Raw genomic sequence first — 12,799 nt, 5'->3', positions numbered from 1 at the left:
GTCTTTATTTCCCTGTCGTAGTGAGCCCCTTCATGAAGATCGCGATTGTCGGTTCCGGCTATGTCGGACTCGTGTCTGGCGCTTGCCTTGCCGATTTCGGCCACGCCGTGCGCTGTGTGGATAAAGACGCCAACAAGATTTCGGCCCTGCGCGAGGGGCGCATTCCGATCTTCGAGCCGGGCCTGGACGGGCTGGTGGCCTCCAACATGGCGACGGGGCGTCTGTCCTTCGACACCGATCTGTCGGCTGCCGTCGCCGAGGCCGAGGTCGTGTTCATCGCGGTCGGCACGCCCTCACGGCGCGGCGATGGGTTCGCCGATCTTACCTATGTCTATGCCGCCGCGCGCGACATCGCCCATGCGCTGCGGGGCCATACCGTGCTCGTCACCAAGTCCACCGTTCCGGTCGGCACGGGCGACGAGGTGGAGCGCATCGTGCGCGAGTTGCGCCCAGACGCCGATTTCCAGGTCGTCTCCAATCCCGAATTCCTGCGCGAAGGCGCGGCGATCGACGATTTCAAGCGGCCGGACCGAATCGTGGTCGGCTCCGACGACGCGCGGGCGCGCGAGGTGATGAACGAGGTCTATCGCCCGCTTTATCTCAACAGCGCGCCGATCCTGCACACCAGCCGGCGCACGGCCGAACTCACCAAATACGCCGCCAACGCCTTTCTGGCGACCAAGATCACATTCATCAACGAGATGGCCGATCTCTGCGAGAAGGTCGGTGCCAACGTCCAGGACGTGGCGCGCGGCATGGGCCTCGACAATCGCATCGGCGCGAAGTTCCTTCATGCGGGGCCGGGCTATGGCGGCTCCTGCTTCCCCAAGGACACGCTCGCCCTGATCAAGACGGCGCAGGATTTCGGCGCGCCCTCGCGCATCGTGGAAACGGTGGCGGCGGTCAACGACCAGCGCAAGCGCTCCATGGCGCGGCGGGTGATCGAGGCGCTGGGCGGCAGCGTGCGCGGGCGCACGGTCGCCTTGCTCGGCCTGACCTTCAAGCCCAACACGGACGATATGCGCGACGCGCCCTCGCTCGCCATCGTCACCGCGCTTCAGGATGGCGGGGCTCACGTGCGCGCCTTCGACCCCGAGGGCATGGGGCAGGCCGCGCTGGTGCTGAACGACGTGGCCTACGCGAGCGACGCCTATGACTGCGCGGCCGGGGCGGATGCCGTGGTTCTGGTGACGGAATGGAACACGTTCCGCGCGCTCGATCTGGAGCGGATCGGCGCGGCCATGAAGGGGCGGGTCTTTCTCGACCTGCGCAATGTCTACAAGCGCGAGATCATGGAGGCCAAGGGCTTCCAGTATCACGACGTCGGCCGGGGCGGCGATGCGCCGATGCGCGCGCGCACCGAAGCGGCGGCCTGATCGCGCGACCGGCCGGCCCGAAGGCGGGCAGGCCCCAAGGGCGCGCCATGAGGGCGGCGCCTTTTCCGACTGTGTTTGGAGCCTCGGGATGAACCCCTATACGCAAACCGCGCTCGTCACGGGCGGCGCCGGATTCATCGGCTCGCATCTGTGCGAGCGGTTGATCGGGCGCGGGACGAATGTCGTCTGCGTCGACAATTACTATACGGGAACGCGCGCCAATATCGCGGGTCTGATCGGGCATCCCGGCTTCGAGGTGCTGCGCCACGACGTCACCTTTCCGCTCTATGTGCAGGTGTCGCAGGTCTTCAATCTGGCGTGCCCGGCCTCGCCGATCCATTACCAGCGCGACCCCGTGCAGACCACCAAGGTCAGCGTGCATGGCGCGATCAACATGCTCGGCCTCGCCAAGCGGCTGAACGTGCCCATCCTTCAGGCCTCGACCTCGGAGGTCTACGGCGATCCGCTCGTCCATCCGCAGGTGGAGGATTACTGGGGCCATGTGAACCCGATCGGGATGCGCTCCTGCTACGACGAGGGCAAGCGCTGCGCCGAGACGCTGTTCTTCGACTATTGGCGTCAGCACGCGCTGCGCATCAAGGTCGTGCGCATCTTCAACACCTATGGCCCGCGCATGCACCCCAATGACGGGCGCGTCGTGTCCAACTTCATCGTGCAAGCCCTGAAGGGCGAGCCCATCACCATCTATGGCACGGGCGAGCAGACGCGCTCCTTCTGCTATGTGGACGATCTGGTGGATGCCATGCTCGCGGCCATGGATACGCCCGACGGCTTCACCGGCCCGGTCAATATCGGCAATCCCGGCGAGTTCTCCATGCTGGAACTGGCCGAACTCGTCCTGAAGGTGACGGGCTCGTCGTCGCGCATCGAGTTCCGCCCGCTGCCCTCGGACGATCCGCGCCAGCGCCGGCCCGACATCTCGCGCGCCAAGGCCGATCTCGGCTGGGAGCCGAAGGTGGCGCTCGCCGACGGGATCGAGCGCACCGTCCATTACTTCCGGTCCCTGGTCTAGGCGGGTTCGCTCATGCTCCATCGCGCCCCTTCACCTGTCGAGCGGGAACCGGCCTCCGCGATCCTGTCGCCCACGGAACTCCTGTTCCAGATCTGGGGTACGGCGCGGCGCCATCTGGTGCTGATCGGCGCGGTGACGGGCGCGTTTCTGGCGCTGGCCATCCTCTATCTGATGACGGCCGCGCCGCAGTTCACGGCCACGGCCGTCATGGTCATGGACGCGCGCAAGTCCACCACGATGATGAACCCGTCGGCCGCCAACCAAACCGAGACGCCGCTGGACAATCCGACCGTGGAAAGCCAGCTGGAAATCCTGCGCTCGGAGAACATCGCGTTCGCCGTCGTACGCAAGCTGAAACTGGACGAAGACCCCGATCTGACGCGCCCGAGCGGGTTTGGCGCGCTCAAGGGCGCGCTCCGCTCGTGGATCTCGACGCCCACGCCGCCGACGCCCGAGCAGAAGCTGCGCGCGGCCGCAGCGCTGGTCGATAACAATCTGTCGGTGCGCCGCGTGGGCGTCACCTTCGTGTTCGAGATCACCTTCACCGCGAACGATCCGGTGCGCGCGGCCGAGATCGCCAATGCGGTGGCGGACGCCTATGTCACCGACCAGCTCGACGCCAAGTACCAGTCCACCCGGCGCGCCGGCGTCTGGATGCAGGAGCGTCTGGCCGAGCTCGGCGCGCAGGCGACCGACGCCGAGCGCGCGGTGGTGGACTTCCGCGCCCGCAACAACATCGTCGATGCCGGCGGCGGGCGGCTCTTGTCGGAGCAGCAGCTGACCGAACTCAGCACCCAGCTTTCGGGCGCGCGGGGCACGGCCAGCGAGGCGCGCGCGCGCCTCGACCGCGTGGAGCAGGTGCTCGCCTCCGACCTGTCCGACTGGACGCTGACCGACGCCCTGCGCAACGAGGTCATCATCAAGCTGCGCAACCAATATTCGGAAGTGACCAAGCGCGAGGCCGATCTGATCAAGCGGCTCGGCAGCCAACATCAGGCGGTCACCAACGTGCGCAACGAGTTGTCCGAGGTGAAGCGCTCGATCGACGAGGAGCTGAAGCGCATCGGCGAGGGCTATCGCAGCGATTACGAGATCGCGCGCGCGCGCGTCGAGACCATCGAGACCAATCTGAAGGACGCGGTGGCCGAGGCGCAATTGTCGGGTCAGGCGCAGGTGCAGCTCCGCGCTTTGGAAAGCTCGGCCCAGAGCTACCGCGCGCTTTATGACAGCTTCCTCCAGCGCTACCGCGAAACGGTGCAGCAGCAGTCCTTCCCGCTGACGGAAGCGCGGCTCATCACCAGCGCCTCGCCGCCCAGTCAGAAGAGCAAGCCGCGCGCCTCGATGACGCTGGCCGGCGCGCTGGTCATGGGGGCGCTTTGCGGCTTCGGCCTCGCCTTCCTGCGCGATGCCACGGACAAGACGCTGCGCCGCCCGGCCGATGTGGAGCGCCAGCTGGGCTTTGCCTGCCTTGCCAATGTTCCCAGCCTAGAAGGGCCGGAAGCGGGGATGCTGCGCGAGGTCGTGGCGCATCCCATCTCGCGCTTTGCCGAGGCCATCCGCGCGATCAAGCTGGCGGTGGACGATCATCCGCCCGAGCGCGGGCCGCAGATCGTCGGCTTTCTGTCGGCGTTGCCGGGCGAGGGCAAATCGACATTGGCGGCCAATTTCGCCGAACTCGCCGCCCAATCGGGCGCGCGTGCCCTTCTGGTGGACGGGGATTTCCGCAATCCTTCGCTGACGCGGCGTCTGGCCGGCACGGCCCGCCTGCCGCTCTCCGATCTTCTCGGCGGCCGGGCCGCCCAGGCCCTCGTCAAGACGCGCGACCGCCGCCTCGACTTCCTGCCCGCCGTCCGGCTGGAGGAGGGCACGAGTTCCAACGACGTTCTCTCGTCCCCGGCCATGGCAGCCCTGCTGGCCGAACTCAAGCGCCATTACGATTATGTTGTGGTGGACCTGCCGCCGCTTCTGCCGATCATCGACGCGCGCGCCTCGGCCGAGATGATCGACAGTTTCGTCTTCACCGTGGAATGGGGCGGGACGCTCGCAGACAATGCGCGCCGCGCGCTCGAACTCTCCGACCGGATCCAGAGGAAGACCGTCGGCATTGTCCTCAACAAGGTCGATGGCCGCGCGGCCAAACGCTATTTCGAATATGAATACGCCCCCGGCAAGAGCGCCTATTATGGCTAGGCTTGCCGCCGGCCGCGTGCCGCCTCGCGCCTCCCATGGCTTTCGCCTCGAATGGGATCACTTGCGCATGGCGTCCTTCATCGGGTTCTTCCTGATGATCTGGTTCTTCCCGAACCCGAACGCCGTCAGCTTCCGCGAGGACCCGGGCGCGGGGCGCGAGGGCACGCTGATCGTGCAGCTTCTCTGGTTCGGCTCGCTGGCCTTCGCGCTTCTCAACGTGCAGGACCGCTGGTCAGACGTGCGCCAGCAGTTCGACCTGTCCTTGATCCTCCTGATGGGCTGGTGTGCCGCCAGCGTGCCGATCGCCATCCTGCCCGACGTGTCGATGCGCCGTTACATCTTCACGCTCGTTGCCCTCCTCGCGACGATTCTCTGCGTGGCCTCGCCCCGGCGCATGGTGACGATCCTCTGGCTGTTCCTCGCCATCATCCTGGCGGAGACGGTGACGAAATATGTCTTCGTCTTCGCCCTGCCGGGCCTTGGCCGACACGGCTACCTGGGCGCGGAGCCGCAGCTGAACGGCTTGTGGAAGGGCCAGTTCGCGCACAAGAACATCGCCGGCCCGGTCTGCGTTTTCGAACTCTTCATCCTGTATGCGGCGCGGGGGCGGGTGCCGGCAGCCTGGCTCATGCTCCTCGCCATTCCGCAGGTGATCTTCCTCGTCATGTCGGGCTCCAAGACCAGCCTCGCGCTGCTTGTCGCCGTCTTCTGCCTGACCACGGCGATCCTGCGCACGCGGTCGCTCTTCGTCATTCTGGGTATCGCCAGCGGCGCGGTCTTCGCCATCAACGCCTTGACGATCCTTTCCACCATGAGCGACTTCTTTCATGAACTGGCGCGGGTGGTGATCGGTGACGCCAGCTTCACCGGGCGCACGGATGTCTGGGCCATGCTCGTGCGCTATATCGGCGAGCACCCGTTCATGGGCGCGGGCATGCTGTCCTTCTGGCAGATCGGCGCGGCCTCGCCCGCCGCGACGGACGGCAACACCTGGGTTTCCGTCGCCTCCTACGGGCATCAGGGCTATCTCGACACGGCCGCGACGATCGGCCTGCCGGGGCTGGCGCTGGCTCTCCTGTTCATCCTCGTGCGGCCCGTCTTGGACCTGACCACCATCCCGCGAAACGACACGCGGCTTCTGGGCATGTTCGTGTCCTTCTGGCTCTTCGGCCTCCTGCACAATGGCACGGAGTCCAACATGCTGGGGCGCGCCGACAATGCCTGGCTGTTCCTGATCATCGGTGTCGCGGGCATTCGCCGCTGCCGTGTGGAAAGCGCCAAAAGGGCCTTCGTGCCCGAGCCCGCGACGCGCCGGTTGCCCCGCCCGCCCTCTCTGGCGCGGCGCGCATGACCCGGCACGCGCTGATCTATCTCATGGCCTTCGCCACGCCCGGCATCATGGGCTTCGTGTCTTTCGGCATCTATACGCGCGTCCTGAGCCCGGCCGACTATGCCGTGTATTCGGTCGGCGTCAGCCTCGCCTACCTGATCGGTAACGTGCTCTACGGCTGGCTGCGCTTCGCGCTGGGACGCTATCAGTCCGAAGCGCCGCAGACCGACTTCCTGCCGTTCACGCTGGCCTCGTTCGCGGTGCTCTCCGGCCTGGCCGTTCCCGCGCTGGCCTTCGCTGCCGTCCAGTTCCTGCCGGAGTTTTCGATCCTCGCGGTGTTCGCCGTCCTCGCCATGACGGTGGCGCAGGCGCTGTTCGACATCACGCAGGAGGTGCGCCGCGCGCGCCACCACTCCGCCGCCTTTGCTCGGCTCAGCATCGCACGCAGTCTGACGAGCTTCACGCTCGGCACCGGCGCGGCCTTCCTGTTCGTGTCGGGTTCGGCCGTGGTGGCAGGCATCGCGGCGGGCTTTGCGGCGCTGTCCATCCTCTCACTCGTCGCTCTTCTGCGCGCCGCCCCGAGCGAGCGGGCAGGGGACGCTGTGATCCGGCGTTTCTGGCGCTACGGCCTGCCGCTCTCGCTTTCGGGCCTCGTCTTCTCCGGCAATGCGACGCTGGCGCGCCTCATCGTCGGCTGGTTGCTGGGTGCCGAGGCGGCCGGGCATTTCGGTGCGGCGCTCGATGTCACCAGTCAGTTGACCGGCATCGTCGCCGCCTCGGTCGCGGCCATTGTCGGACCGATGGCGATCCGCGCCCATGTGACATCAGGCCGAAGCGGGTCGAGCGAGCATCTGGCCGATGGCGCGGAGCTGTTTCTGGCCGCCATGGTGCCGGTGGTCGTGGGCCTGATCCTCGTTGCGCCCTTGTTCGGCGAGGTCGTGGCGGGCCGGGCGTTCGAGGCCGAAGTCGGACTCCTCATGCCGCTTCTGGCGCTGTCGCGCGGGCTCAACGCCTTCGCCCAGTTCTATCTCCATATCGGCTTCCAGATCGTGGAGCGCCCGCTGCGGCAGGTCGTCTGCGGCGCGGTCACGCTTCTGGTCAATGTGGGGGCGTCGATCCTGCTGATCGGTCCGTTCGGCGTCCTCGGCGCGGCCTATGGCATCGTCCTGGGGGACATTGTGGGCGTTCTGGTGTCGATCCTGCTTCTGCGATCGGTGTTCCCCATGCCAGTGCCGCTCCCGAGCCTCGGCCGGGTCGGTCTGGCCGCGCTGGCCATGACGGCAACCTGCCTCGCCGTCCTGCATGGGGCGGAGATGTCGCCCACTGTTCTTCTGGCACTCACGGTGCTGGCCGGGGCTGGAACCTATGGGCTCGCGGCTGTTCTGCTCGATGTCGCGAACCTGCGGCGGGACGTCCTGCCCCAGGCGCTCCACTGGCTGAAGGGAGGCCGCCGCGCATGACCTCGCCCGTCGCACGCTCCGCCTATTTCGAAAGTCTCGACCTCATTCGCGGCCTCGCCGCGCTGGTCGTGCTGGTCTACCACGTCGATTTCATGTTCGGCCTGCGCGGCCATCTCCTGCCGGGCGGCTATCTCGCGGTCGATCTCTTCTTCCTGCTGAGCGGCTTCGTCCTGTCGCTGACCTATGGCGAGCGCGTGGCGAGCGGGGCGACCGGCTTCAGGCGCTTCCTCACGCTGCGTCTGGCACGGCTTTATCCGCTGTTTCTGGCGACGACCGTCTTCGGCTTCTTCGTGATGACGGCGCGTTTCCACGCCAACGAAGGTTGGATCGACGCCGCGCGACTCGGGCCGACCGGAGCCGTCAACCTCGCCATGCTGCCGAGCTTCTTCGAGCCCTATGGCAAGGAGACCCTGTTCCCCTTCAATGGGGCGACCTGGTCCATCTTCTTCGAGATGATCGCGAGCCTGTCTTTCTTCATCGCCTTTGCGCGACTTGGCACAGGCCCGCTTCTCCTCGTCACGCTGGCCGCCGGATCGGGACTGCTGGCCGCTATCCTGTTCTACGGCAGTGCCGATATCGGCTGGGCCACGTCGAACATCTGGGGCGGCTTCCCACGCGTTTTCTTCTCCTTCGGCCTCGGAATGCTGCTGCATCGGGCCTACCGACGCCGTCCGTGGACATGCCCCGCCATCGGGCTCGGCGCGCTTCTGGTCGCGTGGCTGGCGATCGTCCAATGGAAGCCCGCGCTCGGCCCCGCGCTCTGGGTCGATCTCCTGACGATCGGCCTTTTCATGCCCCTCCTGGTCGCCGCCGGCATCGGCGCTTCGCTCAAGCCCTTCCCGGCCTGGGTCGCTCGTTGGCTGGGGGACATGTCCTATGGCGTTTATCTCAACCAGGGCGCGCTGATCATCGTCGCGGCGGGCCTGTGCAAGGCGCTTCTGGGGCGGGGGATCGAGACCCTGACGCCGCTCGCCGGCTTTCTCTTCGTGCCCGCCGTCATGCTCGTTTCGCTGGTCACGTTCCATGGTCTGGAGCGGCCGGCGCGCGAGGCCTGGCGCGCGGGATGGCGGCGTGGCTTCCGCCGGAAGGCGGACGCGTGATGCGGCGCCCGAGATATCAGCAGATGAGCATGACCCGCATGTCCCCCGCCCCGTCCGTCACGCCGCCCGAACGACAGGAGGCGGTCGAAACGGTCCGCTCCCTCGTGCTTCCCGAGGACGCGCCGGTGCGCCGCATTCCGAGCCGCCCCGAGGAATTTCGCGGCGCGGATTTCGACGCGCGCTTCGACTTCCACACGCTCGTCTTCGATGCGGTGGGCAGCGAGGATGGGCGCCACGTGCGCCTTCTCTGCCCGGCGCTTTTGAACCTGCGCGAGCCCATGCTGGCCGCCGGTATCACCGCGCTGCCCACCGGCCGGCCCTGCCGCGCCCACCACCGCCTGCTCGACCGGCACGAGGAGTTTCTGGTCGAGGTCGAGCCGGGCACGCAGGCGCTGGAGATCGACGGGCCGCTCGGTCGCTTCCGCGTCGAGGTGAGCCCGCCGCGCTTCGATGCGTTCGAGGGCGAGCGCGTCGTCCTCACCCTGTCCAAGAACAACGAACTCGTCTGGCTTCAGGATTGGGCGCGCTTCTACCGCGATGTCCATGGCGCGACGGCGCTTCTGATCTATGACAACGGCTCCACGCGCTACGGGCCGGAGGAGCTTCTGGCGGCGCTTCGCGAGGTCGAGGGGTTCAGGCGCGTGACCGTCGTCCAATGGCCCTTCCGGCATGGGCCGCCCGGATATGGCTCCAAGCGCTATTGGGACTCCAATTTCTCGCAACTCGGCATGTTCGCCGATGCGCGCTGGCGTTTTCTTCAGCGCGCGCGCTCGGTGCTCAATTGCGATCTGGACGAACTGGTCCTGTCGCGCTCGGGCCGTTCGGTCTTCGAGGCGACGGAAGCCTCTCCGGCCGGCGTCACCTCTTTTTACGGAGATTGGGTCTTCGGGATCGAGGGCATGACGCGCCCGTTGGACGAGGCCGCGCCCGCGCGCTTCACCGATTATCGCCACAAGCTCGCGCCCGTCGTGACCTATCGCTATGGGCTGATCCCGCGCTATCCCATGCGCTGCAACCCGAAATGGGCCGTCGTGCCCGCCCGCTGCCCGCCGGAAGCGCAGTGGCACACGCACACGATCAACGGCTGGTGGCGGGCACGCCTCGTCAGCCGCGACTTCCGCTTCCGCCATTTTCGCGAGATCAGCACCAACTGGAAATATGACCGTTCCGAGCGCGAAAGCTTCGACCCGGCGCGCCATGCGGAGGACGAGCTGATGGCCCGGAGCTTCGCGCGGGTCGATTGGGCGCGATGATGGGAGGCGGGGAAAAGGGCTCAAGGCGCGCTCACGCCGCCGGGATAGCGCGCGCGAAACCAGCGCACGAAGCGCCGGACCCCCTCTTCGACGGGCACTTGCGGCTGGTAGCCATAGTCGCGCGCAATCGCGCCGATATCGGCGAACGTGCCCTCCACGTCGCCCGGCTGCATCGGCAGAGCCTGACGGATCGCGGGCCGGCCGATGGCCTGTTCCAAAAGGTCGATAAAGGCGGACAGGCGCACCGGCCGTCCGCAACCGAGATTGTAGATCGCGTGCGGGCGCTCGGCCGGAAGGGGGAGCGGCGTCAAGGCGACCGACAGGATGCCGGACACGATGTCGTCGACATAGGTGAAGTCGCGCCAGTGCGCCCCACCGCCATAGACCTCGATCGGCTCGCCCTTCAGGATCTTGTCGGTGAAGCGCCAGCAGGCCATGTCGGGCCGCCCGAACGGGCCATAGACCGTGAAGAAGCGCAGCCCCACCTGCTCCAGCCCGAACAATCCGGCATAGGTCTCGCTCATCAGCTCGTCCGCCCGCTTGGTCGCGGCATAGAGCGAGGAGGGTCGGTCGGACACGTCCGTCTCGGCCGAAGCCGTGAGCCCGGTGCCGCGATAGACCGAGGACGACGAGGCATAGACAAGGCGTGGCGGCCGGCTCATGCGCCGGCAGGCTTCGAGCACGCTGAGATGGCCTGTGACGTTGGCGCTTGCATAAGCGAAGGGCTCGTTCAGCGAGCGCCGCACACCCGCGCGCGCGGCCAGATGCACCACGAGATCGGGTGCCTCGGCCCGCATCAGCGCCGCCAGCGGTTCGGGCTCGGCAATGTCGAGCGGGCGAGAGGCGAAGCCGGCATGGCGCGACAGGAGCGCCAGACGCTCACGCTTGAGGCTGATGTCATAGCTATCGTCCAGACAATCGAGGCCAAGGATCGACACGGGACCGCCGCTCGGCGAGGACAGCAGCCGATCGGCCAGATGAAACCCGATAAAGCCCGCCGCGCCGGTGATGACGATCTTGCGCACGCGGTTTTCTTTCGCCAGCGGTCCCGGCCTTCCGATCCCGTGTGGACGGAAATGCCCTTATAGGTAGAGTTTAGCGGAAGCATAATTTACATCAGGTTGCATCACCCAAGGGCGTTGGGTTGCATAAACAGGTGCGGAGCGTACAGGCGACTATGGCTGGACAGGACAATCTCGTGGTCGCGATCCCGACCTGTCGCCGGCCGCGCGCGTTGCGGCGCTGCCTGGAGGCCGTGGCGCGGCTCGACCACGCGGGGCCGCTGCGCGTCATCGTGGCGGAGAACGATATGGAGCGGCGCGAGGGGGAGGCGGTCTGCGCGGCGCTTGTCGCCGAGGGCTATCGCTGGCCGCTGCAACTCGTGCCGGCGCACGAGCGCGGCGTGGCGGCGGCGCGCAACGTGCTGGTGCGCGCCGCGCTGGAGGACCCGGCCGTGTCGCACATCGCAATGATCGACGATGACGAATGGCCGCAACCCGACTGGCTGACCCAGCTTCTCGCCGTCCAGCGCCGCGAGGGCGCCGATGTCGTGGGCGGCCCGGTGGATCGCTCCTATGAGCGCCCGCCGGCGGCCCATGTCCTGCGCGCGTCGGAAGGGGCCTATGGCGCGCTGCGCACGGGGCGGGTCGATCTGGTGGATGCGACCAGCAACATCCTGTTCGACGCGGCCCTGTTTCGCGCGCGCTCCGAGCCCTGGTTCGACCCGGCCTATTCGCTGCTCGGCGGCGAGGATCGCGACTTCCTGATCGGGCTGCAACTGGCCGGCGCGCGCTTTGCCTGGTCGCGCGAGGCGGCGGTGCGGGAGGATTATCCCGCCAGCCGCTGCACGCTCGGCTGGATGCTGCGCCGCGCCTATCGCAGCGGCAACACGGACATTCTCATCAATCTCAAGCACCGCCCGCCGAGTTTCACGCCGCTGCGCGAGACCTCCAAGATCGCCGGCGCGCTGGGTGTCGGGCTCGTCTCCGCCACGCTTCTGGCCTGGAAGCCGCAGCGTCGCGTGGCCGGCCTTCTGCTTCTGGCACGGGCCGGCGGCAAGCTCGCGGGGCTGATGGGCCTGCGCTATCAGGAATATCGGACCATCCATGGCGGCTGATCTTTCGTCTTCCCCGGCCTCCCCCCTCGTCGCCGTGGTGATCGCGGTGCGCAATGGCGCGGCGTTCATCGAGGAGGCGGTGCGGAGCGCGCTCGGCCAAGGCGTGTGTCTCGCCAGCGTCGTCGTGGTGGATGACGGGTCGACGGACGATACGCGCGAGCGCGTCGCCGCTCTGGGCGACCCGCGCATCCAGCTTCTCTCGAATCCCGGTCACGGCGTCTCGTCCGCGCGCAATGCCGGGGCCGCGCTTGTGCCGGAGGCCGGCTGGCTCCTGTTTCTGGATGCGGACGACCGGCTGGCGCCCGGCGCGCTGGATCATCTCCTGCGGCTGGCGGTCCAGGGCGGGGAGCCGCCTGTCGCCATTTATGGCGATTACGAGCGCATCGCGGCGGACGGGCGCGTCATTGGGCGGCGCCATCTCCTGCGCCGACGCCGCGCCAAGCCGAGCGGTCTGATCCTCGAACGGCTCCTGTCGGGCAATTTCCTGATCAATGGCGGCGTGGTGCTCGTGTCCCGTTCAGGGTTTGCGGCCAGCAGCGGTTTCGATCCCGCGCTTTCGCTTTGCGAGGACTGGCATCTCTGGTGCCGTCTCGCGGCACTGGGGCCGATTCTCTATACGCCGCGCCATGTTCTGGACTACCGCGTCCACGGGGCCAGCGTGATGATGGGCGGACACCGCCGCTTCGCCGATTTTCGGCCCGCGCTGGAGCGCGTCTATGCGGACGCCGCCGCCCGCCCCGGCGCAGGCGACATGCCGCTGGCGCGTCTCAGGCGCGAGGCGGAGGTCGCGTTGATGACCTATTGCGCCGCGCAGGCCTTTCGCAATGGCGGGCGCTGGACGGGCGTTCGTCTTGCGCTGGGCGCGCTCAAGCATCACCCGCGCCGCGCGCCCTATGTGGCGGCGCGCTTCGGCGGGGCGATGGCCGGGCTTTGACGCCGCT

10 protein-coding genes are annotated in these 12,799 nt (G+C 67.5%); 9 read left to right on the top strand and 1 reads right to left on the bottom strand.

Features of this window, described 5'->3' with window-relative positions:
* Positions 1 to 32 precede the first annotated feature (32 nt).
* From AUL36_RS04155 to AUL36_RS04125, 7 genes are all read left to right on the top strand, one after another.
* The gene (locus AUL36_RS04155; RefSeq protein ID WP_062218364.1) at positions 33 to 1,376 is read left to right on the top strand and encodes a UDP-glucose dehydrogenase family protein; all 1,344 of its coding nucleotides are present in this window, start codon (positions 33 to 35) and stop codon (positions 1,374 to 1,376) included.
* Positions 1,377 to 1,464: 88 nt separating this feature from the next.
* Positions 1,465 to 2,409, top strand: a complete 945-nt coding sequence (locus tag AUL36_RS04150; RefSeq protein ID WP_062218362.1) for a UDP-glucuronic acid decarboxylase family protein — start codon at positions 1,465 to 1,467, stop codon at positions 2,407 to 2,409.
* A gap of 12 nt (positions 2,410 to 2,421) precedes the next feature.
* A complete protein-coding gene (locus AUL36_RS04145; protein WP_062218360.1) occupies positions 2,422 to 4,599 on the top strand; it encodes a GumC family protein in 2,178 nt (725 codons plus the stop codon).
* Positions 4,592 to 5,950 carry an O-antigen ligase family protein gene (locus AUL36_RS04140; protein WP_062218358.1) on the top strand — a complete coding sequence of 453 codons (1,359 nt, stop codon included), beginning with the start codon at positions 4,592 to 4,594 and terminating at the stop codon, positions 5,948 to 5,950. The genes AUL36_RS04145 and AUL36_RS04140 overlap by 8 nt, the downstream gene beginning before the upstream one ends.
* Entirely contained in the window at positions 5,947 to 7,389 is a 1,443-nt protein-coding gene (locus tag AUL36_RS04135; RefSeq protein ID WP_062218356.1) for an oligosaccharide flippase family protein, read from the top strand. The genes AUL36_RS04140 and AUL36_RS04135 overlap by 4 nt, the downstream gene beginning before the upstream one ends.
* Positions 7,386 to 8,489: an acyltransferase family protein gene (locus AUL36_RS04130; protein ID WP_062218353.1), complete on the top strand. Its 1,104-nt coding sequence runs from the start codon at positions 7,386 to 7,388 to the stop codon at positions 8,487 to 8,489. Before AUL36_RS04135 ends, AUL36_RS04130 begins: the two co-directional genes overlap by 4 nt.
* Before the next feature lie 29 nt (positions 8,490 to 8,518).
* The gene (locus tag AUL36_RS04125) at positions 8,519 to 9,742 is read left to right on the top strand and encodes a hypothetical protein (protein ID WP_156418253.1); all 1,224 of its coding nucleotides are present in this window, start codon (positions 8,519 to 8,521) and stop codon (positions 9,740 to 9,742) included.
* Between the two features lie 20 nt (positions 9,743 to 9,762).
* Here AUL36_RS04125 and AUL36_RS04120 read toward each other — a convergent pair whose 3' ends face one another.
* Complete coding sequence (locus AUL36_RS04120; RefSeq protein WP_192843775.1) at positions 9,763 to 10,767, bottom strand: NAD-dependent epimerase/dehydratase family protein; 1,005 nt, start codon at positions 10,765 to 10,767, stop codon at positions 9,763 to 9,765.
* A gap of 152 nt (positions 10,768 to 10,919) precedes the next feature.
* Between AUL36_RS04120 and AUL36_RS04115 the strand changes: the two genes are divergently transcribed.
* Complete coding sequence (locus AUL36_RS04115) at positions 10,920 to 11,858, top strand: glycosyltransferase family 2 protein (RefSeq protein WP_062218349.1); 939 nt, start codon at positions 10,920 to 10,922, stop codon at positions 11,856 to 11,858.
* A complete protein-coding gene (locus tag AUL36_RS04110; RefSeq protein WP_062218347.1) occupies positions 11,848 to 12,792 on the top strand; it encodes a glycosyltransferase family 2 protein in 945 nt (314 codons plus the stop codon). The genes AUL36_RS04115 and AUL36_RS04110 overlap by 11 nt, the downstream gene beginning before the upstream one ends.
* The last annotated feature ends 7 nt before the right edge of the window (positions 12,793 to 12,799 follow it).

This window comes from Aureimonas sp. D3 (genome assembly GCF_001463805.1).
GTDB classification, from domain to species: Bacteria; Pseudomonadota; Alphaproteobacteria; order Rhizobiales; family Rhizobiaceae; genus Aureimonas; species Aureimonas ureilytica_A.
The sequence above is the reverse complement of the archived record's forward strand: the minus strand, read 5'-3'. Positions and strand labels throughout refer to the sequence as shown.